Source organism: Pseudoxanthomonas sp. Root65 (assembly GCF_001427635.1).
Classification (GTDB): Bacteria; Pseudomonadota; Gammaproteobacteria; order Xanthomonadales; family Xanthomonadaceae; genus Pseudoxanthomonas_A.
The window spans coordinates 259,339-285,247 of record NZ_LMHA01000003.1 but is presented as its reverse complement, the minus strand read 5'-3'; the positions used below and the strand labels follow the sequence as shown (position 1 = coordinate 285,247).

General features: G+C 68.1%; 18 protein-coding genes. 10 read left to right on the top strand and 8 right to left on the bottom strand.

Going from position 1 to position 25,909, the window contains the following annotated elements:
• The first annotated feature begins 10 nt into the window (after positions 1-10).
• From ASD77_RS16040 to ASD77_RS16010, 7 genes are all read left to right on the top strand, one after another.
• A complete protein-coding gene (locus ASD77_RS16040; RefSeq protein ID WP_055944269.1) occupies positions 11-916 on the top strand; it encodes a ScpA family protein in 906 nt (301 codons plus the stop codon).
• A 46-nt stretch (positions 917-962) separates the two neighbouring features.
• Positions 963-1,790, top strand: a complete 828-nt coding sequence (gene scpB / locus ASD77_RS16035; protein ID WP_055944266.1) for an SMC-Scp complex subunit ScpB — start codon at positions 963-965, stop codon at positions 1,788-1,790.
• The gene (locus ASD77_RS16030; RefSeq protein ID WP_055944264.1) at positions 1,787-3,451 is read left to right on the top strand and encodes a pseudouridine synthase; all 1,665 of its coding nucleotides are present in this window, start codon (positions 1,787-1,789) and stop codon (positions 3,449-3,451) included. Before scpB ends, ASD77_RS16030 begins: the two co-directional genes overlap by 4 nt.
• Positions 3,452-3,588: 137 nt before the next feature.
• The gene (locus tag ASD77_RS16025) at positions 3,589-4,701 is read left to right on the top strand and encodes an NAD(P)/FAD-dependent oxidoreductase (protein ID WP_055944260.1); all 1,113 of its coding nucleotides are present in this window, start codon (positions 3,589-3,591) and stop codon (positions 4,699-4,701) included.
• A gap of 68 nt (positions 4,702-4,769) precedes the next feature.
• Positions 4,770-5,549, top strand: coding sequence for a ferredoxin--NADP reductase (locus ASD77_RS16020; RefSeq protein ID WP_055944257.1), 780 nt, complete (start codon positions 4,770-4,772; stop codon positions 5,547-5,549).
• Positions 5,550-5,616: 67 nt separating this feature from the next.
• Complete coding sequence (locus ASD77_RS16015) at positions 5,617-6,162, top strand: TlpA disulfide reductase family protein (RefSeq protein ID WP_055944255.1); 546 nt, start codon at positions 5,617-5,619, stop codon at positions 6,160-6,162.
• Positions 6,163-6,240: 78 nt separating this feature from the next.
• A complete protein-coding gene (locus ASD77_RS16010) occupies positions 6,241-7,014 on the top strand; it encodes an alpha/beta hydrolase (RefSeq protein ID WP_156383697.1) in 774 nt (257 codons plus the stop codon).
• On the opposite strand, the gene ASD77_RS16005 is transcribed toward ASD77_RS16010, so the two are convergent.
• Both ASD77_RS16005 and ASD77_RS16000 read right to left on the bottom strand, forming a co-directional pair.
• Positions 6,999-7,394, bottom strand: coding sequence for a hypothetical protein (locus tag ASD77_RS16005; protein WP_055944249.1), 396 nt, complete (start codon positions 7,392-7,394; stop codon positions 6,999-7,001). The two genes, ASD77_RS16010 and ASD77_RS16005, sit on opposite strands and share 16 nt — an antisense overlap.
• A 7-nt stretch (positions 7,395-7,401) precedes the next feature.
• Positions 7,402-7,884 (bottom strand): glutathione peroxidase, encoded by a 483-nt coding sequence (locus tag ASD77_RS16000; protein ID WP_055944245.1) that lies wholly within the window; start codon positions 7,882-7,884, stop codon positions 7,402-7,404.
• Positions 7,885-8,010: 126 nt separating this feature from the next.
• Between ASD77_RS16000 and ASD77_RS15995 the strand changes: the two genes are divergently transcribed.
• Positions 8,011-8,610 carry a hypothetical protein gene (locus tag ASD77_RS15995; RefSeq protein ID WP_055944242.1) on the top strand — a complete coding sequence of 200 codons (600 nt, stop codon included), beginning with the start codon at positions 8,011-8,013 and terminating at the stop codon, positions 8,608-8,610.
• 96 nt (positions 8,611-8,706) lie between these two features.
• Here the strand turns inward: ASD77_RS15995 and ASD77_RS15990 are convergent, their stop codons facing one another.
• A complete protein-coding gene (locus ASD77_RS15990) occupies positions 8,707-10,740 on the bottom strand; it encodes an amidohydrolase family protein (protein WP_235578565.1) in 2,034 nt (677 codons plus the stop codon).
• 144 nt (positions 10,741-10,884) lie between these two features.
• Here ASD77_RS15990 and ASD77_RS15985 point away from each other — a divergent pair, with 144 nt between their 5' ends.
• The gene (locus tag ASD77_RS15985) at positions 10,885-13,071 is read left to right on the top strand and encodes a M3 family metallopeptidase (RefSeq protein WP_055944236.1); all 2,187 of its coding nucleotides are present in this window, start codon (positions 10,885-10,887) and stop codon (positions 13,069-13,071) included.
• A 293-nt stretch (positions 13,072-13,364) separates the two neighbouring features.
• Here ASD77_RS15985 and ASD77_RS15980 read toward each other — a convergent pair whose 3' ends face one another.
• Together ASD77_RS15980 and ASD77_RS15975 are read right to left on the bottom strand one after the other, a co-directional pair.
• On the bottom strand, positions 13,365-14,252 hold the full coding sequence (locus tag ASD77_RS15980) for a DnaJ C-terminal domain-containing protein (protein WP_055944233.1): 888 nt from the start codon (positions 14,250-14,252) through the stop codon (positions 13,365-13,367).
• Between the two features lie 138 nt (positions 14,253-14,390).
• Positions 14,391-14,834 (bottom strand): Hsp20/alpha crystallin family protein, encoded by a 444-nt coding sequence (locus ASD77_RS15975; protein WP_055944230.1) that lies wholly within the window; start codon positions 14,832-14,834, stop codon positions 14,391-14,393.
• 149 nt (positions 14,835-14,983) lie between these two features.
• Here ASD77_RS15975 and ASD77_RS15970 point away from each other — a divergent pair, with 149 nt between their 5' ends.
• Complete coding sequence (locus ASD77_RS15970) at positions 14,984-15,463, top strand: peroxiredoxin (protein ID WP_055944228.1); 480 nt, start codon at positions 14,984-14,986, stop codon at positions 15,461-15,463.
• A gap of 114 nt (positions 15,464-15,577) precedes the next feature.
• Here the strand turns inward: ASD77_RS15970 and pbpC are convergent, their stop codons facing one another.
• The 3 genes from pbpC to gyrA all read right to left on the bottom strand — a co-directional run bounded on the left by pbpC (position 15,578) and on the right by gyrA (position 25,787).
• On the bottom strand, positions 15,578-17,893 hold the full coding sequence (gene pbpC, locus ASD77_RS15965; RefSeq protein WP_235578580.1) for a penicillin-binding protein 1C: 2,316 nt from the start codon (positions 17,891-17,893) through the stop codon (positions 15,578-15,580).
• Between the two features lie 169 nt (positions 17,894-18,062).
• Positions 18,063-22,958, bottom strand: coding sequence for an alpha-2-macroglobulin (locus tag ASD77_RS15960; protein WP_055945039.1), 4,896 nt, complete (start codon positions 22,956-22,958; stop codon positions 18,063-18,065).
• Positions 22,959-23,096: 138 nt separating this feature from the next.
• Complete coding sequence (gene gyrA, locus ASD77_RS15955) at positions 23,097-25,787, bottom strand: DNA gyrase subunit A (protein WP_055944225.1); 2,691 nt, start codon at positions 25,785-25,787, stop codon at positions 23,097-23,099.
• Positions 25,788-25,909: the final 122 nt, after the last annotated feature.

Genomic DNA, 25,909 nt, shown 5'->3' with positions numbered 1-25,909 from the left:
CTGTTTCTTGATGAGCCCAGAACTCGCGTCCGACGCGAACCCACAATCCCCGTCCACGCGTCCGCAGCAGCAGGAAATGCCGCTGGCGGTGGTGCATGGCCAGCCCGTCCTGCAGATCCCGCAGGACCTGTACATCCCGCCGGACGCGCTGGAAGTCATCCTCGATGCCTTCGAGGGCCCGCTGGACCTGCTGCTGTACCTGATCCGCCGGCAGAACCTGGACATCCTGGACATTCCCGTTGCCGAGATCACCCGGCAGTACGTGGCCTACATCAATGTGATGCAGGAGCTGCGGTTCGAGCTGGCCGCCGAATACCTGCTGATGGCCGCCATCCTGGCCGAGATCAAGTCACGCATGCTGCTGCCGCGGCCGGTGAGCGAGGAAGGCGAAGAAGGCGACCCGCGCGCCGAACTGGTCCGCCGTCTGCAGGAGTACGAGCGCTTCAAGCAGGCCGCCGAGGACCTGGACGCCCTGCCCCGCCAGGATCGCGACACCACCCCGGTGCATGCCGACGTGCCGGACCGCGCCTCGGTCAAACTGCCGCCGCCGGTCGAGCTGAAGGAAATGCTGCTGGCGCTGCACGACGTGCTGAAGCGCGCCGAGCTGTTCACCGGCCACGCCATCAAGCGCGAGGCGCTCAGCGTGCGCCAGCGGATGGGCGACGTGCTTACCCGACTGGAGGACGGCAAGTTCCACCGCTTCGAGAGCATGTTCACCCCCGAGGAAGGCAAGCTGGGCGTGCTGGTGACCTTCCTGGCCATGCTGGAACTGGCCAAGGAGCAACTGCTCGACATCGTGCAGGAAGCCCCGCTCGCTCCCATCTACATCAAGTCGCTGGCGCTGAACAACACCAACGAACCGCTGCAGTTCTCCAGCGAATTCGACGACAGCGACGCCGCCAACGACAGCCCGTGACCGCGGCCGGGCGCCCGCCCGCCGCACTTCCGAACGACAGGACCGCATGGATCAATCGCTCATCAACCGCATCGTGGAGGCCGCCCTGCTGGCCGCCACCCAGCCGCTGACGCTGGCGCAGCTGCATGGCCTGTTCCCCGAGGACGACCCCGCGCCGGAAGGCAGCGTCGAACAGGCGCTGCAGGACCTCGCCGACGCCTGTGCCGACCGCGGCGTGGAACTGGTCGAGGTCGCCTCCGGCTACCGCTATCAGGTCAAGGCCGACGTGCATGCCTGGGTCGCGCGCCTGTGGACCGAGCGCAAGACCAAGTACACCCGCGCCACGCTGGAAACGCTGGCCCTGATCGCCTACCGCCAGCCGATCACCCGCGGCGAGATCGAACAGGTCCGCGGCGTGGCGGTCAGCAGCAACATCATCCAGGCCCTGGAAGAACGCGAATGGATCCGCGTGGTCGGCCACCGCGACGTGCCCGGCAAGCCGGCGCTGTTCGGCACCACCAAGAGCTTCCTCGATTACTTCGGCCTGAAGCGCCTGGACGAACTGCCGCCGCTGTCCGAACTCAAGGACATCGGCGAACTGGAACCGCAGCTGCCGCTGGACGGTGCGCCGCTGCCGGTCAGCATCGCCAGTGGCGATGCCGTCGACGCCCCCCAGGACGACGACACGCACAACGAAAGCACGCCCGTCGCGGACGATGACGGCGCCACGGACGACGAACACCACGACACCGCGGCATCGGACGATGCCGACGACGACACCCCATCGGACGACGCTGGCGACGACGCCAGCCATCACGATGAACCTCAACCCGAAGATGACGACGCCGCTGCTTCCGACCAGGAAGACCGGGCACCGTCGGAGCAGAAACAATGAGCAACACCCCTCCGAAGAAAACCTCCCTGGGCAAGCTGTCGCTGAAGCGCGGCGAAGGCACCGAGGCAGTGGAAACGCCTCGCCTGGAAGAACGCCTGCACAAGGTGCTGGCCCAGGCCGGCCTGGGCTCGCGCCGTGCGCTGGAGCAGCGCATCGCCGAGGGCCTGGTCAAGGTGAACGGTGAAGTCGCGCAGACCGGCATGTCGATCAAGGGCGGCGACCGCGTCGAACTGGACGGCAAGACCTTCGTCGCCAGCGCGCTGACAGAACCGGCCCGCGTGCTGATCTACAACAAGCCCGAAGGCGAAGTCACCACCCGCGAAGACCCCGAAGGCCGTCCGACGATCTTCGAAGCGCTGCCCTCGCTGAAAGGCGCGCGCTGGATCGCGATCGGCCGCCTGGACATCAACACCACCGGCCTGCTGGTGCTGACCACCGACGGCGAACTCGCCAACGCGATGATGCATCCCTCGTACGAAGTCGAGCGCGAATACGTCGTGCGCGTGCGTGCGCCGGAAGGCCAGGAAAGCGTGCCGGACAACATCGTCGACCGCCTGCGCCGCGGCGTGGCGCTGGACGACGGCCCGGCCAAGTTCGACGAGATCGACCGCATCGGCGGCACCGATTCGCACGACTGGTTCCGCGTGGTGGTCAAGGAAGGCCGCAACCGCGAAGTGCGCCGCCTGTGGGAATCGCAGGGCTGCCAGGTCAGCCGCCTCAAGCGCGTGCGCTACGGCAAGGTCAGCCTGCCGCAGCCGCTGCTGCGCGGCCAGACGCAGGAACTGCCGGACGCGCAGGTCGAAGCGCTGCGCAAGGACCTGGGCCTGGACGTCGGCGCGCCCGCCGCGCTGACCCTGCAGCCGGTGATCGGCCAGCGCAAGGCCGCCAAGTCCACCGTGCACGTGGGCGGCGGCCGCAGCGGCAGCGCCTACGTCAACGGCCACAACAGCGCCGACGAAGGCCGCGAACTGCGCCGCTTCGACCACGTGCGCGAAGACCGCGGCCGCGGTGGTCGCGGCAAGAAGCCGCATGGCGGCCTGACCGTCAGCGGCGAACAGGCGGCCAAGCAGTCGCAGCGTCCGTTCAAGCAGCGCACGCCCAAGGGGCCGAAGCCGTTGCCGGATGGCAACCCCGCCGCGTTCCGTAGCTGGTACGTCCCGGATGGCGTCGACACCGGTCCGGCCGGTCACCGCAACGCCGGTCCCGGCGGCCCGAAGAAGCCCTACGGCGGCAAGCCGGGCGGGCCTCCCGGTGCCGGCGGCAAGCCTGGTGGCGGTGCCGGCAAGCGTGGTCCGGGCGGCGGTCCCGGCGGCTTCGGGGGCGACCGCTTCGGCAACGAGCGCGGTCCCGGCTTCGGTGCTGAACGCGGACCGCGTGGTGCGCAAGGCGGCGCTGGCAAGCCGCAGCGCGCGGCGCGCCCCTACGGTCATCCCGGCAGCGCGCCGAGCTTCCCCTCCGACCATGCCAATCCCGGTTTCAGTCCGTACGGCCAGCAGCCGCGCGGCCCGCGTCCGCAGGGGCGTCCCGGTGGCGGCGGCAACCGCCCGCAGCAGGCCGGTCCGCGACCGGGTGGACGTCCTGCGGGTGGACGTGGCCCCGGCGGTCGTCCCGGCGGCGGCGGCCAGCGCGGCCCCCGTGGCGGCGGTGGCGGCCACGGTTGAAGCAACACGGAGAAGGCGCCCATCGGCGCCTTCTTCCTTTTCGGGGGTTGGTCGCCGTGACTTCATGGCGACTTCATCGCCACTCCGCGTCAGGCCTGCACGCTGCACTGCATCTTTGATGGAGCGCGTGCCCACCGATGCAGGACCAACGTTATGACGTGATCGTGGTGGGCGCCGGCTTCGCCGGCCTCGCCTGCGCGCACGCACTCGCCCTCCGTGGTTTCCGCGCCTGCGTGATCGATCGCAAGCAGGATCTCGGCGAACGCCTCCACACCACCGGCATCCTCGTGCAGGAAGCGTGCGACGCCCCGCTGCTGGCCGGCCTGCCGCCGACCCTCGTGCGTGCCGTCCCCCACGTCCGCCTCTACGCCCCGAACCTGCGCAGCGTCCGGCTGGGTGCGGATGGCTACCGCTTCTTCACCACCGACACGCCGGCGCTGATGCGCTGGCTGGGCGAACGCGCCGAAGCGTGCGGCGTGGAACTGAAGCGGGGGTGCGGGTTCCGCAACGCAGTGCGTATCTCGACGGGATGGCAGGTCGAAGGCGTCGGCCACGCCCGCTTCCTGGTCGGCGCTGATGGCGCACGCTCGCGGGTCGCGCAGCGGCTGGGACTGGGCCGGGTGAACCAGTTCCTGCACGGCGTGGAATACGAGTTCGACGGCGTGGCCCTGCGCGAACCCGATGCCCTGCACTGCTTTGTCAGCAAGCGCTTCGCGCCCGGCTACCTGGGCTGGGTGGCGCAGACACCGACCGGCGTGCAGGCGGGTCTGGCGCGGCGGTACCGACCGGGCAGCACGCAGGCGCCGGACATGGTCGGCTTCCTGCACCACATCGCGCCGATGACGGGGCTGATGGCCACGCGACGGCCGGACAGCGTCCGTGCCGGCCTGATTCCGTGCGGCGGGCCCGTCCGCCCGATGGGGCGCGATGACGTGGTGCTCGTCGGCGATGCCGCCGGCATGGTGTCGCCGCTGACGGCCGGCGGCATCCATTCAGGCCTACGCCACGGCGCCATGACAGGACGCCTGCTGGCCAGCCGACTGTCGGGCGTCGTGGCCACGGATGTGGCGATGACGCCACCCGTTCCGGGCTTCGCGCTCAAGCGCCTGCTGCGCTGGGCCTTCGATCACGGGCAGTTCGATGCGCCGATGGATCTGCTGCTGACGGCGCGCCCGGTACGCCGCCTCGTCGAGCAACTCTGCTTCCACCGGCGCGGCGGGCGCGTGCCCGATCCGGACGGTCCGGCTTGAGCACGATCAAGGCCGCTCCGCGCCGGTCGGCTACAATGACGCGTCGCTTCACTCGCCCCCATTCCCCCATGTCCTCTGCGTTCGGCACCGAGACGGTGCTCGACGTCCGTCACTGGACGGACGCCTACTTCAGCTTCACCACCACCCGCGACGACGGTTTCCGCTTCGAGAACGGCCAGTTCGTGATGATCGGACTGGAAGTCGACGGCAAGCCGCTGCTGCGTGCCTATTCGATCGCCAGCGCCAACTGGGAAGAACAGCTCGAATTCTTCAGCATCAAGGTGCAGAACGGTCCGCTGACTTCGCGCCTGCAGCACATCAAGCCCGGCGACACCGTGCTGATCGGGCGCAAGCCTACCGGCACGCTGCTGATCAGCGATCTGCATCCCGGCCGCAACCTCTACCTGCTGGGCACCGGCACCGGCCTGGCGCCGTGGCTGTCCATCATCAAGGACCCGGAAACGTACGAGCGCTTCGACAAGGTCGTCCTGACCCATGGCGTGCGCCATGCCGAAGACCTGGCCTACCGCGACTATTTCGAGAAGGAACTGCCGCAGCACGAGTTCCTCGGCGAGACCATCCGCGAGAAGCTGCTGTACTACCCGGCCGTCACCCGCGAGGACTTCGTCCACCAGGGCCGCCTGACCGACCTGATGGCGAGCGGCGCGATGATGGACAGCCTCGGTATCGAGCCGCTGGATGCCGAACACGACCGCGCGATGATCTGCGGCAGCCCGCAGATGCTGGCTGACTTCCGCGCCCTGCTCGACGGCCGCGGCTTCGCTGCCGCACCCCGCATCGGCACCGCCGGCCAGTACGTGTTCGAGCGCGCGTTCGTCGAGAAGTAGCGCGCGCTCGCCCCATGGCCGCGACGGGTGCTAGGCTGCGCCCACGACGTCCTGGGGAGGACCTGCCGTGATCCGCAACCTGTTCCTGCTGGCCGCTTTGCTGGCCGCGTCTCCTTGCGTGCAGGCGGCCGACGCCGTCAAGCAACCAGGGATCGGCGAGCTGCCGCCGCCGATCACGCTGAAGGATCGCGAAGGCGATCCGGTCGACCTCGATGCGCTCAAGGGCAAGGTCGTGGTGGTGACGTTCTGGGCGTCGTGGTGCGGCCCCTGCCGGCGCGAACTGCCGATGCTCGGCCACGTGCAGAAGCTGGTCGGGCGCGAGTACCTGGAAGTCATCGCCATCAACATGAAGGAGCCGCGCAGCGATTACCTCGACGTGCTGCGTGCGAACAAGGACCTGGACCTGACCTTCGTGCACGACGTGCGTGGCGTGGTGACGGATCGCTACGGCGTCACCGCGCTGCCCAACATGTTCATCATCGGCCAGGATGGCCTGATCGTGCAGACGCACCGTGGTTACTCGGAGGCGGTGCTGGAGTCCTTCGCGCGGGAACTGATGGCGCTGCTGCCGGAAGAGGCGCTGCAGGGCCGCGCGCCACCGCGCAGTCGCTGACACGCCCGCCGCGCGCGTCCACGCCGCCCTCGTCCGGGCGATGCTAGTCTCGCCGCCTCGATGCAGGGAGACGATGCGATGACGGCAGGCTGGCGGTGGTCCTGGGTAGGGTTGGCAGTCTCTCTTGCCCTGGCGGGCTGTCTGCCGGCGGTCAACCCGCAGGCACCGGTGCCGCAGGCGCTCGTACCGTCGGACGTCGCACCGACACGACTGGTGGTGGTACTGCCCGGCCGCGGCGACGATGTGCAAGCGCTGCGCGACAGCGGAATCGCGGCGGCCATCCAGTCCGCATGGCCCGACGCCGATGTCGTGCTCACCGGGCTCGGCTTCGGCTACTACATGCAGGGACGCGCACCACAACGGCTGCATGACGAAGTGATCGTGCCGGCGCGCACCCGCGGCTACCGCGAGGTGTGGCTGATGGGTGCGTCCATGGGCGGCATGGGCACGTTGATGTACGACCGCGCGTATCCCGGCGACGCCGACGGACTGGTGCTGCTGGCGCCCTACCTGGGCGATCGCACGCTGGTGGAGGACATCCGTACCCGCGGACTGATGCAGTGGGATGCGGGTCCCGTGCCCGCCGAGGTGAACGCCGGCAACTACCAGCGCGAGTTGTGGCGGCATCTGCAGGGCTGGCGCAACGATCCTGCGCGCACGCGCTCGGTCTGGCTGGGCTACGGGGCCGACGACCGGCTGGCGGGAGCGATGCCGCCGCTCGCCGCGCTGCTGCCGGAGGACCAGACGGTGGTGGTGGAAGGCGGCCACGCATGGAAGGTGTGGTCGCCCCTTGCCCGGCGCCTGCTGGCCGCCGCGGGTCCGGCGCGGCTGGACGCTCAGCGCTCACCGTAGCGCAGCCACCGGACGGCATCGGTTTCGTCGGCGAACACGCGGGCGACGAACCCATGCTCGTTGGCCAGCAGCCCGGCGAACTCGACTTCCGGGATCTGTTCGGCGTGCTTCTCGACATACGCGATGCGGACCGCCTCCATGCCCTGCCCGCGCATCGACTGCACGAACACCAGCAACTGCTCCGGCGGAGGCGGCAGGCCTTCCATGTCGTCGACCACCAGCAGGCCGGAGGGCGACAGCCGGCGTACCTCGTCGGCGATGGCACGCCAGCAGGCCAGTGTCGTTTCCAGCGTGCCGTTGGTGCCGGTCACCCACGCGCGCAGTCCGTAGTCGGTGCTGCCGAACTCGATATGGAACGCGCGCGCGTCGGCACCGCTCATGGCGTGCTCAGCCCAGCGCGGCGCGGATGTCGCCCGCCAGCGACTCGGGCGTGTCGGTGGGCGCATAGCGCTTGATCACCTTGCCGTCGCGGCCGACGAGGAACTTGCTGAAGTTCCACTTGATCGCACCGATGCCGAGCAGCCCGCTCTTCTCCTGCTTCAGCCACGTCCACAGCGGATGCGCTCCGTTGCCGTTCACTTCCACCTTGGCGAACATCGGGAAGGTCACGTCGTAGTTCAGCGAGCAGAAATTCCGGATCTCAGCCTCATCGCCGGGCTCCTGGTGCCCGAACTGGTCGCAGGGAAACCCCAGCACGACCAGACCCTGCGGGCCGAACTCGCGCCACAGCGCTTCCAGACCGGTGTACTGCGGGGTGAAGCCGCACTTGGATGCGACGTTGACGATCAACAGGGCCTTGCCCTGGTACTCGGACAGCGATCGCTCGCGACCGTTGAGGTCCTGGGCGGAGAAGTCGTAGGCGGTGGTCATGGTGGGCTCCGTGGAAGCCGCTATCAGACACCGCGCACGCGCGCAGGGCAAGGCATGCACCCGGCGGCTGTCCAAGCCTCCGATGATCGGCTAACGTGGCCGCGCACCGGATCCTGGAGGCCGCCCATGCAACAAGCTGCCGATCCCGCCAGCCACGCCAGCCTCTACATCCATGTCCGCATCCTGCTGGGCATGATCGTCGGCCTGGGCCTGACCCACCTGCTGCGCCACGTCGCGCGCCTGGTGGAGCGACCCAACACACATCGCATCTACAGCGTCCATCTGGTCTGGGCCGCCTTCATGTTCACCTACCTCCTGCACTTCTGGTGGTGGGAATTCAGCCTCTCCCACCAGGCGCACTGGAACTTCAGCCTCTACCTGTACGTCACGCTGTACGCACTGCTGCTGTACCTGCTGTGCGCGCTGGTTTTCCCTGAATCGTTACCGGAAGGCGGGGGTTACCGCGAGTACTACTACGGGCGAAAGCACTGGTTCTTTGGCTTGTTGGCGCTGATGTTCTTGGTGGACATCGGCGACACCCTGATCAAAGGCCAGGCGTATGCCCAGCAGTTGGGGCTGGAGTACTGGGTGCGCAATGCGCTGTACATCGTCGGGAGCCTGGTGGCCATCGCCACGCGCAGTCCGCGCTTCCATGGTGCGTTCGCGGTGATGGCGCTGCTCTACGAGCTGTCGTGGATCTGGCGGCGCTACGACATCCTGACGTAGCCCTGCCCTTCTGTAGGAGCGACGTCAGTCGCGACCACGCACCGTGCGCACTCCCGATCTGCTGTCGCGACTGCCGTCGCTCCTACAACAGCTGCGTCAGCGTGCCGACTGCACCTTCAGCGCCGGCACGAACGGCTTTATCCCGAGCGCCTCATGGATCTCGGCCGGGTAGTACGCGCGACCGTCCTTGATGACCAGCGCGAGCTTGCGGATGTCGGCGATATTGGTGGTCGGGTCGCCGTCCACCAGCAGCAGATCGGCGCGCTTGCCGGGAGTGATCGAGCCCGCGTCGTCGAGCGTGCGGCTGTACTTCGCGCCGTTCCATGTCGCCACCTTCAGCACCTGCGAGGGCGTCAGTCCCGCCTGCACGTACAGTTCCAGCTCGCGCTGCAGGGTGAAGCCCGGAAGTTCGTCGGTGCCTGCCACCAGCGGCACGCCCGCTCGGTACATCCGCCCGGTGAACTCCACCAGCTTGTCAAAGCTGCGCTTGTAGCGCGCGCCGGTGGCATCGTCCGGAATATCCATTTCCGCGGCGCGCCGGCTGCGCTGCACGTCCGGCGGCAGGTGGTCGGCGACATTCGCCACGATCGGCGACAGCTGGCCCTCGCGCTGGTGCAGGAACTCGAACGTGGCCAGCGTCGGATCGATGACGATCTGCTTCTTCGCCAGTTCAGCGATGAAGTCCTGCACCGGCTTGCTGTCGAAATCCAGTGCGTCGGTCTTGTCGGCGACCAGGTAGAAGCGCGCCAGCGTGCGGGTGTCGGTATCCGGCGTGACGAAGAAGTTCAGCATCACCTGGTTGATGTGCTGGATCTCGTCGTAACCCTGCTCCACCACGTCCTGCGCGCGCAGGAACGCCGGCACATGGCCGCTGACGCGGATGCCGCGCTGATGGGCGTAGGCGGTGGTGTCGCGCAGGATCTCCTTCGGGAACGAGTTGTAGATCTTGATCTGCGGATAGCCGTGATCGACATACCAGTCGATGGCCCGCTTTGCACCGGCCAGATCCTCCACCACGAAGCCGCCCTGCGACGAGTGCGGACTCTTGCCCTCGATGTAACCCGCCGGGATCACCCGCGGGTGCATCAACGTGCCGTCCCTCTCCTCCGCCATCAGCTGTTGCAGCGTGGCATTGTCGTTGCCCATGTCGCGGGCGCTGGTGATGCCCGCGGCCAGGTGCAGCCCGCCCTCCCAGCTGCCGGCATGCACATGCATGTCGTACAGGCCCGGCAGCAGTACGCGGTTGCCCGCTTCCACGACGTGGTCCGCAGCGACGTTCGACTGCCCCGCAGGCGATACGGAAAGAATCTTGCCATCGCGCACGACGACGTCCGACGCCGGACCCAGCACCGCCTTCTCGCTGTCGAACACGCGCGCGTTGCGGATCAGCGTGGTGCCCGACAGCGGATGCGCCAAGCGTTGCTGCAACGCCACCAGCGCTTCGCGCTCGGCGGTCTTCTGGCGCGCCTCGAGTGCGTTTGCGCTGCCCTGCCAGCCGTCCTCGATCAACTGCAGGAAGCCGGGATAGATGTAGGCGAACAGGCGAGGCTCGGCACCGCGCGTGACCCAGACGAAGCTGGGCGTGAAGCCGATGCCGGTCAGCGCCAGCAGATCGACGGTCTGCGCCTTTCCACCGCTGGCGACGTCCATCGACGCGACCTTGCGCTGCGTCAGCGTGCCGCTGGGAACCAGTGGCAGCTTGCCGTCGGGGCGTTTGGCCAATGCGGCCACTGCCACCGACATCGCGGCCGGGGTGCCACCCAGCGGGGTATACAGCGCCGTGCCGGAAAACGCATGCGTGCCGCTGTCGGAGGTGCTTTTCCAGGTGCCGGTATCGCCGTTGCGCGTGAACGTTTCGTCCACCGGCGCGCCGAACGTCGAGGCGCCCTTCACCTGGTAGCGGTCGTAGGTACCGTCTGCGCGCAGCCGGAATTCCTCCTTCAAATCCGGCCCGCGCCCGTTGTCCTTGAAGATGAAATCGACGCGGGTCGTGCCGTCGTCGCTCGCCGTGACCGTCTGTTCGCCGGCCTGCTTGCCGCCGTCCACCAGGGCGACGTACTTCAGCGTTTCGGCTGCCAGCGCGGCGGGGTTCAGCAACAAGGCGCAGCAGAAGGCAAGGACAGGCTTCACAGGTCTCTCCGACAAAGGCGTAGGCGCCATTCTGCCGGAGCTTGGGCCGCCGCCGGGCCAGCCGCCCATGCCTTTCGTCATGGGTCCGGCCTTTCCCCCTTGGGTTACCCTTGGGAATCCACCTTTGTAAGGACGTAGCGCTTCATGACCACCCGCCTCGCCATCGCGCTTGCCGCGACCCTCGGACTCGCCATGCCCGCCTACAGCCAGGCCGCCACGCCGGCCACCCAGACCGCCCAGGCGGCCAATCCCTTCTTCGCCGAAAGCCCGCTGCCGCTGCACTACCCGCAGTTCGACAAGATCAAGGACAGCGACTTCGCCCCCGCCTTCGACGCCGGCATGGCCGAGCAGCTGAAGGAAATCGACGCCATCGCCAACAACCCGGCCGCGCCGACCTTCGACAACACCATCATCGCGCTGGAGAAGTCCGGCCAGGTGCTGGATCGTGCCACCACCGTGTTCTTCAACCTCGTTGGCACCGACACCAATGACGCGCGCAACAAACTGCGTGCCGACTACTCGGCCAAGTTCGCCGCCCATGGCGATGCCATCAGCCTGAATCCGAAGCTGTTCGCCCGCATCAAGGCGCTGTACGACCAGCGCAACACGTTGGGCCTGGACGCGCAGGGCGTGCGCCTGATCGAGCGTTACCACACCAGCTTCGTCCGCTCCGGCGCCAACCTCAACGATGCCGACAAGGCCACGCTGAAGGCGATGAATGCCGAGCTCGCCTCGCTGGGCACGAAGTTCAGCGATTTCGTGCTGAAGGAAGTCAATGCCTCGGCCATCGTGGTCGATGACGTCAAGCAGCTCGATGGCCTGACCGAGGGCCAGATCGCCACCGCCGCCGAAGCCGCCAAGAAGCGCGGCCACGAAGGCAAGTACGTGCTGACCCTGCTCAACACCACCGGCCAGCCGCCGGAGTCGCAGCTGACCAATCGCGCCTTGCGCCAGCGCCTGCACGAAGCCTCGGTCGCGCGCGGCAGCCGTGGCGGCGAGTTCGATACCACCGCGCTGGTCTCGCGCATCATGAAGCTGCGTGCCGACCGCGCGAAGCTGCTCGGCTACCCCAACCACGCTGCCTACGGCCTGGAAGACCAGACCGCGCGCACGCCGGAAGCGGTCAACGCGATGCTCGGCAAGCTGGCGCCGGCCGCCGTGGCCAACGCCAAGCGCGAAGCCGCCGACCTGCAGGCGATGATCGACCAGGAGCAGAAGGCCAAGGGCCAGCCGACCTTCGCGCTGGAGCCGTGGGACTGGGCGTTCTACACCGAGAAGGTGCGCGCGGCGAAGTACAACTTCGATGAATCCCAGCTCAAGCCGTACTTCGAGATGAAGAACGTGCTGGAGAACGGCGTGTTCTTCGCCGCCACCCAGCTGTACGGGCTGACCTTCAAGGAACGCACCGACCTGCCGAAGTACCACGCCGACACGTGGACCTACGACGTGTTCAACGCCGACGGTTCTCAGCTGGCGATCTTCATCTTCGACCCGTACGCGCGCGACTCCAAGCGCGGCGGTGCGTGGATGAACTCGTACGTGTCGCAGTCCGGCCTGAGCGGCGACAAGCCGGTGGTCGCCAACCACCTGAACGTGCCGAAGCCGCCGGCCGGCGAGCCCACGCTGATGACGTGGGACGAAGTGACCACCACGTTCCACGAGTTCGGCCATGCGCTGCACGGCATGTTCTCGGACGTGAAGTACCCGTACTTCAGCGGCACCAGCGTGCCGCGCGACTTCGTGGAATATCCGTCGCAGGTCAACGAGATGTGGGCCGACTGGCCGTCGATCCTGGCCAACTACGCCAAGCATCACAAGACCGGCGAAGCCATGCCGCAGGCGCTGCTGGACAAGGTGATCGCCGCGTCCAAGTTCAACCAGGGCTTCGCCACCACCGAGTATCTCGGCGCCGCGATGCTGGACCAGCGCTGGCACCAGATCACCGCCGACCAGGTGCCCGACGCCGCCGGCGTGATGAAGTTCGAAGCCGCCGCACTGACCGCCGACGGCATCAACTACGCGCCGGTGCCGCCGCGCTACAAGACGCCGTACTTCAGCCACATCATGGGCGGCTACTCGGCCGGCTACTACGCCTACATCTGGTCCGAAGTGCTGGATGCCAACAGCGTGGAATGGTTCAAGAACAACGGCGGCCTGACCCGCAAGAACGGCGACCACTTCCGCAAGACGCTGCTGTCGCAGGGCGGCAGCCAGGATGCGATGAAGCTGTTCCGCGACTTCGCCGGGCATGATCCGAAGATCGAGCCGCTGCTGGAGAAGCGTGGCCTGACCGCACCGGAAAGCGCGCCGGCGGGCAAGCCGGTCAAGTAAGCGCCTGACGCTTCCCGACGGTTTCCACCACGCCACCTTCGGGTGGCGTGGTGCTTTCCGGGCCACGGAAAGCCGTCGCCCGCCGCCGGGTTTTCCACAGGGCATGTGGATGACGCGTGCACCAATCTGTGTATAACCGCGTAGCCGCCTTGCACGGCGGGACTGTCAAGATCGATGGCGAAATTTTCGCCATGCTCTTGCCCCCGTGACGGTGGACTGTGCTGCAACCGTCCCGACCGCTAGACCGGTAGGTGCGGGCCAGGCCCGCTCCTGCGAGCGGATAGCGGGTTGCCTCAGGCGTTACCGAAAGCCTTGGCCAGCTTGGTGTACGCCTTGCGCTGTTCTTCGGTTTCGGCGCGCGGCGCGGTGACTTCCAGTTCCACGATCTGGTCGCCCGGCGGCGTGCCGGGCAGGCCGCGGCCCCGCAACCGCAGCTTGCGGCCCGTGTCGGAATCGGCGGGGATCTTCAGTTCGACCTCGCCGCCCAGGGTGGGCACGCTGAGCGTCGCGCCCAACGCGGCCTGCCACGGCGTCAGGGACAGCACATGGATGATGTTGCGGCCGTCGACCTCGAACTGCGGATGCGGCGCGTACTCCACTTCGAGCAAGAGGTTGCCGCCCTGCACGCCCTGCCCGGTCAGCCGGATCACCTGGCCGGGCTTGACGCCCTTCGGCACCTTCACGTCCAGCTGCCTGTCGTTGACGTTCACGCGCACGCTGCCGCCGTCATGCACGGCCTGGAGCGGCACAGCGAGCTTGGCGCGCGAATCGCGCGTGGGCTGCGGCCCCCGTGGGCCGCCCTGCTCCGCACGTGCCCGACGGCCGAACAGGCCTTCGAAGAAATCGCTGAAGCCGCCGCTGCCGCCACCTGCGCCGCCGAAGATCTCGTCGTAATCGAACTCCTGCGCACCGGGTCCGCCGCGGCCGAAATCCGGCGGCGGCCGGAATTCCTCGCCCGGCCGGTAGCCGCGCGCGCGCAACTGGTCGTAGGCCGCCCGCTTCTGCGGGTCGCGCAGCGCCTCATAGGCCTCGTTGACGGCCTTGAACTGGTCCTCGGCGCCGGCTTCCTTGCTGACGTCCGGGTGGTACTTGCGGGCCAGCCGCCGGTATGCCGTCTTGATCTCGGCATCGCCAGCGGTGGGCTCCACGCCCAGTACCGCGTAATAGTCCTTGAACTGCATGGGATCTCCGCAGGATCACGCGGATGCGCGCAGACGCACGACATCCTGAAAAAAGAACGGCCCGCGACGCGGGCGCCACGGGCCGATTCTATCGCTACGCCCGTGGCCCCGCCGTGCAGCGACGGCGGGACGCGCGGGTCACTGCACCTGGATGCGCCGCGGCGTGGTTTCGGGCTTCTTGGGAATGTCGATCTGCAGCACGCCGTGCCTGCCGCTGGCGGTGATGCCGTCGGGATTGGCGCTGTCCGGCAGCGAGAAGCGGCGGTAGAACGTGCCGTAGACGCGCTCGACGCGGGAGAAGCGCGTGCCTTCGTCCTTCTTCTCCGCGGCACGCTCGCCGCGCAGGGTCAGGATGCCCTTGTCCATGTGGATCTCGATGTCCTTGGGGTCCACGCCCGGAATGTCGGCCAGGATCACGAAGCGGTCGCCGTCTTCGCGGATGTCCACGCGCGGCGCCCACTGGCTGGTCACCACGTTGGACTGGTCGGCGTCGGCTTCGCCCAGGAAGCGGTCGAAGACCTGCTTGATCTCGTCCTGCAGGCCACGGGCGTTGCCCCAGGGGTTGTACTGCACGATGCTCATGTCGATGTCTCCTCGGGAAGTGGCGCCGGCCACGCCGGCCGCCTGTGCCCGGGAAAGTAGGCGCGACGCCCGGGCTTTCAAGGCCGTCACGGCCCCGCCACGGGTGCGCGCTACACTGCATTCAGTTTCCGTCCACACAAGGCAATCCCATGAGCATCCAGGTTGGCGAGCGCGTCCCCGAAGTCACTCTCAAGCGTATCCGCGAAGGCGTCGAGACGGTCGATACCACCACCCTGTTCGACGGCCGCAAGGCGGTGCTGTTCGCCGTGCCGGGCGCCTTCACCCCGACCTGCTCGGAGAAGCACCTGCCCAGCTACGTGCAGCACTTCGACGACTTCCGCAGCCGCGGCATCGAGGTGTTCTGCGTGTCGGTCAACGACCCGTTCGTCATGCAGGCCTGGGGCAAGACCCAGCACGTGCCGGACGGCTTGCAGATGCTGGCCGACGGCAACGCCGACTTCGCGAAAGCGCTGGGCCTGGAGATGGACGCCAGCGCCTACGGCATGGGTATCCGCGCCAAGCGTTTCGCACTGTATGTGGAAGACGGCGTGGTGAAGAACGTGTTCGTCGAAGCCCCGGGCGAATACAAGGTCTCCGGCGCCGAGCACGTGCTGGAACAGATCGGCTGAGTTCACGCATCCGGCTTGCTGCAGGAGCGCCCTCGGGCGCGATGCCTTTCTATCCCACGAACAAGCATCGCGGGCATGGCCCGCTCCTACCACGTTACACGGAGGGCATCCGCCCTACCGCAACACGTTGAACCGCACCCGCGCCCAGGCGCCGCTGTCGGCCAACGCAGTGAGCTGGTGCTCGCCCGGCTCGGTGAAATCCTGCTGGAACGCCTGCGCGCCGCGCGTCTCGGCGATCCAGCGGCCGTCCAGCAGCCACTGCACGCGTGCGTCGGTGCCCAGCGCGCGCAGTTGCAGGCGCACGCCATGCTCGCTGCCGGGTGCGCGGGCCAGTGTGGCGAGGTCGTTGAGACCGTCGATACGCAGCTCCTCGGCCGCGTCGCGGCCATCGGGCTGGCAATCCGGCGACAGCGGCGGCAGCCGCGACGCCATCCGCTCACGCGCCGGCAGCCACGGCGAAGCCAGTGCGGGCCAGCGCGCGATTTCGGTGCTGCGCGCTTCATGCGCGCGTGCGCACTCGCCCGACAGGCGCAGGCCGGTGCGGGCATCCACCTCGAAGCGTTCGCGCCCGGCATTCCACAGGCGCGCGTCGCGCTCGGCGAAGGTCGGCGGCACGTTGCCGCCCAGCGTCCATGCATCGCGCCTGCGCTGGCAGAGCTGTGGCGAGTCGGCGTCTGCCTGTGTGCCCAGCGGCCAGCAGATCGCCTGCTCCGCCACATCGGCAGGCGGCGGCGTCGGACCGGCATCGCCCTGCGCGCGCGGCAGGCTGTCGATCACTTCGAACATCAACGGCAGCGCCGTGACGGCGCCGTATTGGCCGGGCAAAGGCGTGCCGTCGGGCCGCCCGACCCACACGCCCACCGTGTAGCGCCGCGTGCTGCCGAGCGCCCAGGCATCGCGGAAACCGTAACTGGTGCCGGTCTTCCAGGCCACGCGCGGGCGGTGGCCGATATCCAGCACGCCACTGCCGTAGCCGGGACGCGGATTCGCTTCCAGCACCTCGCGGATGATCCACGCCGCGCCGGGCGACAGCAGGCGCCGGTCGGACGCCGGATCCTGCGCGGTGTAGCGCACACGGCCCGACAGCCCGCCGCGGTTCAGTCCGGCGTACGCCCCTACCAGATCCTCCAGCCGTGCACCGGTGCCGCCGAGGATCAGCGACAGGTTCGGTTGCGCACCGCGCGGATAGCGCAGGACCAGACCGTTGTTCGCCAGTCGCGCGGAGAAGCGCGCCGGCCCGACCCGGTCCAGCAGGTCCACCGCCGGCACGTTGAGCGACAGCCGCAGCGCATCGGCTGCGCTGACCGGGCCGTTGAAGGCGGCATCGAAGTTGCCGGGGCGGTAGCCGCCGAACGACTGCGGCGCGTCGATCAGCAGGCTTTCCGAGTGGATCAGTCCATCGTCCAAGGCCAGCCCGTACAGGAACGGCTTCAGCGTCGAGCCGGGCGAGCGCCATGCCTGCACCATGTCCACGTGCCCGAGCCGCTCGCGATCGCCGAACGCCACCGAGCCGACATAGGCACGTGCCTCCATCGTGGCATTGTCGACCACCAGCAGTGCGGCGGAGGTACGGGCGGGCAGCGTGGAAAAGTAACCCTGCACCCGTTCCTCCAGCGTGCGCTGCAGACCGGCGTCGAGCGTGGAGGTAATGCGCGGTGCGCGCGGCTGCTGGCGACGCAGGCGTTCGGCCAGCAGCGCGGCGGTCAAGGGTGCCTGCAGGCTGCGGGCGACGACGGGTTCGATGCGGGCATCGTCGACCTCGGCCTTCGACCAGACGCCGAGCTCGGCCATGCGCTGCAGCACCTTGTCACGTGCGTTGCGCGCGGCGTCCGGATGGCGGTCAGGACGCAGCCGACTGGGCGACTGCGGCAAGACGGCGAGCAGCGCGGCCTCGGCATGCGACAACCGCGAAGCCGGCTTGCCGAGATAGGCCCAGCTCGCGGCGTCCACGCCTTCGATGGTGCCACCGAACGGCGCACGTTCCAGATACAGGGTCAGGATCTCGCGCTTGGACAGGTGCGCTTCCAGTTGCACCGCGCGCAGCATCTGCTTGGCCTTGCCCCATGGCGTGCGCGAATGCCGGTCCAGCATGCGCGCCACCTGCATGGTCAGCGTGGAGCCGCCGGAGACCACGCGTCCATGCTGCACGAACTGCGCGGCCGCCCGCACGAGCGCCCACGGGTTGATGCCGGGATGTTGCCAGAACCAGCGGTCTTCGTAGTTCAGCAACGCCTGCAGGTAAAGCGGCGAGACCGTGCCGGGCGACGCGGGGTAACGCCACACGCCCTCGCGGTCGGCGAAGGCCCGCAGCGGTGTGCCGTCGCGCGCGACGACCAGCGTGCTGGTGTCGCGGGTCTTCGGCAGCGGGGGTGGGAAAGCGAGATCGAGCGCCAGCAAGCCGATTAGCAGGCCCACGGTACTCCAGCGCAGGGACGCAAGGAGCGAGCGGCGAGAAGTGAGGAGTGAGCGAAAGCCGTGCCTTCGCTCCGCCCTGTCTTTTTCCAGGTCCACTAGCGGCAGGGTTCCTGCCCCGATCCGACATTCGGCAGACGCATGGGTCTGTACTCTCCACTCACTCCTTGTTCCTCACTCCTGCTCCTCAGGGCTGCACCACCGTGATCGTCGCCGGCGACGCCCTGCCGACACCCCGGATGTCAGGACGGTACATGTCCTCCACCAGCGATGGCGGCACGCTGTAGGTGCCCGGCGTGACCGCGCGTACCAGGTAGAACACCTTGGCGGTGCTGCCCCGTTCCAGCTTCAGCGCCGCCACATAGCGGTCGTCGCGGAACTCCTCGTGCTTGACGTCCGCCGCGCCGCCGCGATCGCTGATCGAGATGCCATCGACCACCACGTCCGCCCACTGCCTGGCGTCGCCGAGGTTGAAGTTCTCGATCTCCAGCCCTGCCGGCAGCAGGTCGGTGAACAGCGCGTCGGGCATCGCGACATTGGCGGTGATGCCCACGCGCACGATCAGCGCCTCGCCTTCCTTCAGCGTGCCGCCCTTCCACTCCTTTCCGTCCGTGGTGTAGTAGCGGCGCTCGATGCCGATCTGGCGGTCGTCCGGTGCCGGCGCGGTGCGCGGGATGCCGGCCACGTCCAGCGAGGCGTACAGCGGCGGCGAGCCTTCCGGGGTGAAGCGCGCGCCGAGGGCCAGCGTCGCGTAGTCGACGCTGCGGCCGAACAGCCGCACCGGTGCGACGGCTTCGGCATCGCCGCCGATGCTCCACTGGCCAGAGACCAGCTTCTTCTGGTCCACCATCAGCGCCTTGCCCAGCCGCGCCAGCGCCACCTGTTCCTGCGTGCTGAGCCACATCCAGCCGCTGTTGCGGCGCGCATCCAGTTCGCGACCCAGCGAGATCGCGCGGCGGTCGTACTCCGGCTTGGCGAGCTTGCGCTCGTGCACCAGCGCGATCATCAGCGCGTCGTCGCGCAGCTTGGTCCCGTAATCGCCGAGGTACTCAGGGCGATCACCGGTCTTGGCGAAGCCTTCGGCGATCGCCTTCGCGCCGCGGTTCTTGTCGCCCTGCAGCGTCAGCGCGATACCCAGGTGCACCAGCGGCAGGCCGGTGAGCGTCTTGCCGCGCTCGTTGTCGTACAGCGCGCGCAGCGTGCCCAGCGGCGCGCGGTTGACGCGTGCGAGCACGTAGCCGGCATAGGCCTGGTTGGCGAACTTGAGGTGATCGCGCCGATCGTAGCCGTAGAACTGCGCGCCGCCGGCCAGCAGGTCTTCGTTGAGACGGGTCAGCGCCTTCTGCAGCACCGCGTCCGGCACGGCGAAGCCGCCTTCGCGCGCATCCAGCAGGAATTCGGCGATGTACGGCGTCAGGCCCGGATTGACGTAATCGTCGTTGCCCCACATCGAGAAGTGGCCGTTGGCCACCTGCATCGACGCCAGCCGGCCAAACGCGCCCTCCATGCGTTCGCGACGCTTCTTCGCTTCCAGTCCGTCGATGCCCAGCAACTTGGCCGTAGCATCGTCCAGTTCCAGCGCCGCATAGCCCTTGCTGGTGGTCTGCTCAGCGCAGCCGTACGGATACTCCAGCGCGCCCTTCAGCGCGCTGGCGAATGGAATCGGCGGCAGCGCACTGACCGTCATGCGCGCGGTCACCGAGCCGGGCGTCAGGCCATCGGCGAAGCCCGCGCCCATCTCGACCGGCACCAGGCTGTCCAGCACCTGCGTGCGCGAACGCAGCACCGCCGGCCAGCCCGCGCGCACCGGCACGTCGTAGCGGCGGTCCACCTTGAAGCCGTTGCCCTCCACGCGCACACGCACCTGCGCGGTGGTGTAGCCCTCGCCCGCGGTGATCGGGAACGTCAGCGTGCGCTTGGCGTCGACCGACAGATCCGCGGTCTTGCTACCTTCCCCGATATTGAGCGGGCCTTCGCCGTTCACCAGCACCTTGAACACGCCGGCCTTGCCGGTGAAGTTCTGCACGTCCAGCGTCACCGTACTCCTGTCGCCCGGCGCCAGCACGCGCGGCAGGCTGGCTTCGGCCACGATCGGCGCGCGCACCACGGTCTCGCGATCGCGGTTGCCATAGCGCGTGTCCGAATAGACCAGCGCCGAGACGCGCAGGGTGCCGTTGAAGTCCGGCACCTTCAGCGCGATGCGCGCATTGCCCTTGCCGTCCAGCTTCACCGGCCCGGAGAACAGGTCCACCGTCTGCACGCGCGAGGTCGGCCGCTTGGCCTGCGGCAAGGCGGCCAACGCCATGTCGCCGCCGAAACGCATCCGCGCGCTGCCGCCCTCGAAGCTCTCGATCACGCGGCCGTAGATGTCGTACGCATCCACGCCCAGCCGGCGCTGCGCGAAGAACTGCGCCTTGGCATCCGGCACCGGGAAGCGGGTGATGTTGAGGATGCCCACGTCCACCGCGGAGACCGTGACATGCGCGGTCTGGCCCGCGAGTTCGGGCACGCTGACAGTGACCGACAGGTTCTGCTCGGGACGCATCTGTTTCGGTACCGACAGGCCGACCGCGACGCGGCGATCGCGACGGTCCATCGGCACGTGCGCCACGCCGACCGCGCGCGCCGGCGTGATCTTGCTGGGCGCCGAGCCGCCACGGAACACCAGGGCGGTGACATAGACGTCGTGCCGTTCCCAGTCCTTGGTCACCGGAATGGAGAACGTGCTGCCCGGCTTGGCGTCGATCGCCTGCACGTACAGCATGCGGTCGCTCTCGACCATCAACAGGCCCTTGCCGGCATGCGGCGGCGTGACCGTGACCTTCAGCGTGTCGCCGGCCTTGTAGCCGGTCCGGTCCAGCGCCAGCTTGACCTTGTCGGGGCGCGCGTCGAGGCCGCGGTTCTGGTCGTCCCAGCTCCAGCCGGCGCGGAACGGATAGCGTGTGGTCAGGCCGGTGGCCGGATCGAACACGTCCAGCCGGTACTCGCCCCACTCCACCGGGAAGTCGATCTTCGATGCGCCCGCGCCGACATCGAGCGTACGCGTCTCCTTGTTCTCGAAACGGCGGGTGAAGTCGTAATCCCATCCGCCGTCGTCGGAATGGTTCCAGTGGTAGTCGCGCAGCTCGCGCACCAGCGTGGCTTTCAGCCCCTTGCCGGGCTGCGGCTTGCCGGCGGCATCCATGCGCACCACCTCGAAGCCGGCGTTGGCGTTGGCATCGGCGCCGTCCTTGTCGTCGAACAGGGGACGGATGCCCACCAGCGCGTCGGCCGGCCACAGCACGCGCTTGAGCGTGCGGTTGACCGTGCGGCCGCCGGTCTCGTAGACGCTGCCGGACACGATGGCGGCGATCGGACTGCGCGGCTTGGCTTCCGCCGGCAACGCGATGTCCTCTTCCAGCACGCCGCTCTCGGGCAGCGTGGTGTCGATGACGTCCTTGGCTTCCTTCGGCAGTTCCATGGTCGGATCGCCGAAGAAATAGCCCGGCAATTGCTCCAGCGGATGCTGTTCCACCGCCACCGCCAGCTTGGCGGTGAAGCGGTTGCCGCTGGCCGGCGCGCCATACAGGTAGGCGGCCGTCGCCTTGAGCTTCAACGGCTGGCCCGGCTTGAGCACCGGCGCCGCGTCCAGGTCCAGCTTCATGCGCTCGGGCAGGAACTCCTCGATGCGCAGCGTCATGCCCTGCACGGCCTCCTTGCTGGCCGGGTCGGTACGGAACTCCACCTGCCAGCGCCCTGTCGGCGCTTCGACCGGTATCGCCTGCTCGAAACTGAAATAGCCCTGCGCGCCCGGCTGCAGGCGCGTCTCGCGGAAGACCTTGCCGTCGGGTTGCTTCAGGCGCAGGAAGACGGGTTGGCCGCCGCCCTGCTTGGGGGCCGGCACCGGTTTGCCGTCGTTGTCGCGCAGCAGCGCGGAGATGCGCACGGTCTCGCCCGGGCGGTACAGATCGCGACCGGACCACGCGAACACATCGAACCACGCCTGCTCGCGGCCCGCCACGGCGAACTCGGACAGATCGAGCGCCGGCTGGTTGAACGGCAGCATCGACACGTCCTTGCCGCGCGTGGCGACCAGTACGTGGCCGGCGTCCAGCGTGTAGTTCAGCAGCGCATTGCCGTTGCCGTCGGTCTTACCGGCCAGGATGGCTTCGCCGCGGGCGTCCAGCACTTTCAGCTCGACGCCGCCGGTGGCCGAGCCGTCCTGCAGCGAGGCGGTATGGACGAACAGCTTGTCCTTGTACGCACGCGTGTGCAGGCCTATGTCGCTGACGGTGAAGAAGGCGGTCTCGAACTCGCCGGCGAACTTGCCGGTCCGCTTCATTACCGCAAAGTACAGGCCCGGATCCTGCAACTCGCGGATGTCCTGGATCGGCAGGTAGGTCAGCACGCGCTCGTTGGGCTTGCCGCCCAGCACGAAGCGGTTGAGGTAGACGGGTTCGGCCAGCTTGCCCAGCGGCGTGCTGTCGCCGTAGTCGCTGTCCAGGTCCCAGCTGCCGCGGCGGCCGCCGCGCTGGTACTCGGCGAAGAACTTGGGCAACTGCTTCTCGGTGATGCGCAGGAATTCCACATCCACTTCCGGCACGTTGATCGACACCACCGGCAGGCCGCGGCTCTCGCGCGCCGGCAGCACGCTGCCCTGCGAGGCGAAGCCCACGGCCGGATCGAGTTCGCCGGTGTGCACCTTGCGCGTGTCGTCCTTGCCCAGGCGCGTGCCGTCGGCGGCGGACAGGCCGGCCTTCAGCGTGACCTCGTAGTCCTTGGCCGCCTCCACCGACGGGAAGCGCAGCACCAGGCCCTTGTCGTCCAGCACCCAGCTGCCTTTCACCGCGGCGCCGTTGGCGTCCTTCACCACCAGCAACGCGTCGAAGTCCTGCGAGCTCACCAGGGGCCGGCTGAATTCCAGCGCGATGGCGAGGTCGCCGTCATGCTGGTCGGGATAGGCACCGACCAGCGCGAAGCCGTCCACCTGGGCGGCCTGCGCCTTGATCGGCTCGCCGCTGGCCTCGGGCAGTTGCCCGGACTCGTTGCGCTTGCAGCCGGCCAGTGCCGCCGCTGCGAGCAGGCCAATAAAAAACGCGCGCATCCAGCGGCTGCGCGCGTTGTTGCTGTTCCCGTCTACCGATCCCATCTGCCATTCCCTGCCGTGGTCGTACCGGCAGTATAGAACGCAGCGATGAAGGCGGCGGGGTCATTCTCCCGCACGCCTTCGATCAATCGCCGATCAGGCCTCCGGCGGCATGTCGGTCGCCTCGGGCGTGGTGGCGACCACGCCGGGCACGCCCTCGATGCCTTCTTCGTCGTCCAGCGACGCGTCCAGGCGTTCCACCGCCTGCAGCGTCTCGCCCTCGGAGAGCCGGATCAGGGTCACGCCCTGGGTGTTGCGGCCGACCTGCGAGATTTCCGCCGCGCGGGTGCGTACCAGCGTGCCACCATCGGAGATCAGCAGCACCTCGTGGTGGTCGGACAGCTGGATCGCACCGACCAGGCGACCATTGCGCTCGGTGGTCTTCAGCGCGATGACGCCGCGGGTGCCACGGCCCTTGCGCGGGTAGTCGGCCACCGGAGTGCGCTTGCCGTAGCCACGCTCGCTGGCGGTCAGGATGTCGCCATCGCCGTCGACGACCACCAGGCTGACCACCTCCGAGCCCGATTCCAGGATCGGTGCCGCGCTCTCGCCGTCGGCTGCCTCGCCCTCGTCATGCTCGCCGTCGGCGTCCGCATCGGCGCCCTCGACCAGGCGCATGCCGCGCACGCCGGTGGCGGTACGGCCCATCGCGCGCACCAGCGCTTCGGAGAAGCGCACGGCACGGCCGTTGGAGGCGAACAGCATGATGTCGCGCTCGCCATCGGTCAGCGCCACGCCGACGAGGGCATCGCCCTCGTCCAGGTTGATCGCGATCTTGCCGCGCGCCAGCTTGAAGGCGAACTCGGTGAGCGGCGTCTTCTTGACCGTGCCGTTCCTCGTGGCGAAGAAGACGTAGCGACCTTCTTCATAGGCGCGCACCGGCACTACGGCCTGCACCTTCTCGCCGGGCTCCAGCGGGATCCAGTTGATGATCGGGCGGCCGCGCGCATTGGAACCGGCCTCCGGCAGCTGGTACACCGGCAGCCAGAACACCTTGCCGCTGCTGGTGAACGTCAGCAGTGTGTCGTGCGTGTTGACCAGCCACAGCTGGTCGATGAAATCCTCTTCCTTCGTGGACGCCGCACTGCGACCGCGGCCGCCACGCTTCTGCGCGCGGTAGGCGCTGGCCGGCTGGCGCTTGGCGTAACCGGCGTGCGACAGCGTGACCACCATGTCTTCCGGCGCGATCAGGTCGAGGATGTCGAGGTCTTCCTCGCTGTGGCGGATCTCGCTGCGGCGCTCGTCGCCGAACTCGGCCTTGACGTTCAGCAGCTCGTCGCGGATCACCTGCAGCAGCACGTCCGGGTTCTCGAGGATGCGGATCAGGCCGGCGATGGTTTCCAGCAGCTGGCGGTATTCCTCGGTGAGCTTTTCCTGCTCCAGGCCGGTCAGGCGGTGCAGGCGCATTTCCAGGATCTGCGTGGCCTGGGCCTCGCTGAGCTGGTAGCGGCCATCGACGAAACCGATCGCGGCCGGCAGGTCTTCCGGACGCGAGGCCTCGGCGCCCGCGGCGGCGAGCAGCGAACCGACCAGGCCCGGCTCCCAGGTCTTGGCCAGCATGCGCTCGCGCGCTTCCTGCGGGTTGGCCGAGGTCTTGATCAGCTCGATCATCTCGTCGATGTTGGCGAGCGCGACGGTCAGGCCTTCCAGGATGTGGGCGCGGTTGCGCGCCTTGCGCAGTTCGAAGATGGTGCGGCGGGTCACCACTTCGCGGCGGTGGCGCACGAAGGCTTCCAGCATCTGCTTCAGGTTGAGCAGCTGCGGACGGCCGTCGACCAGCGCCACCATGTTGATGCCGAACACCGATTCCATCGGCGTCTGCAGGTACAGGTTGTTGAGGACGACCTCGGCCGATTCGCCGCGCTTGACCTCGATGTAGATGCGCATGCCGTCCTTGTCGGACTCGTCGCGCAGCTCGCTGATGCCCTCGAGCTTCTTTTCCTTCACCAGCTCGGCGATCTTCTCGATCAGCCGCGCCTTGTTCACCTGGTACGGGATCTCGGTGACGATGATCGACTCGCGGCCGTTGTCGTCGTTGATCTCGATGTCGGCCTTGGCACGCATGCGCACGCGGCCACGGCCGGTGCGGTAGCCGGCGATGATGCCGGCGGTACCGTTGATGATGCCGCCGGTGGGGAAATCCGGGCCCGGGATGTACTGCATCAGGCCGTCGACATCCAGTTCCGGATTATCGATCAGCGCGATCAGGCCGTTGACCACTTCCGACAGGTTGTGCGGCGGGATGTTGGTGGCCATGCCCACCGCGATGCCGGCCGAACCGTTGACCAGCAGGTTCGGGAAGCGCGTCGGCAGGACCGTCGGCTCCTGTTCCTTCTCGTCGTAGTTGGGCTGGAAGTCGACGGTTTCCTTGTCGATGTCGGCCAGCAGCTCGTGGGTGAGCTTGGCCATGCGGGCTTCGGTGTAACGCATGGCGGCGGCGGAGTCGCCGTCGACCGAACCGAAGTTGCCCTGGCCGTCGACCAGCATGTAACGCAGCGAGAACGGCTGCGCCATGCGCACCAGCGTGTCGTACACCGACTGGTCGCCGTGCGGGTGGTACTTGCCGATCACGTCACCGACGATGCGGGCGGACTTCACGTGCGGCTTGTTGGCGTGGTTGCCCAGTTCGTTCATGGCGAACAGGACGCGCCGGTGGACAGGCTTCAGGCCGTCGCGGACATCCGGAAGCGCGCGCCCCACGATCACGCTCATCGCGTAATCGAGATAGCTGCGGCGCATCTCGTCTTCAAGGTTGACGGGGATGATTTCCTTGGCGGTATCGGCCATTCGGGTTCCGTGTTCTCAGAGTGTTTCGGGCCTGGCTCCGGGCCAAAGCATGCCTGGCCGGGACAAGTCCGGCGGGGCAGGATCGGGCGGGGATTCCGGCGGGTTCTGCAGCGCGCCGAGTG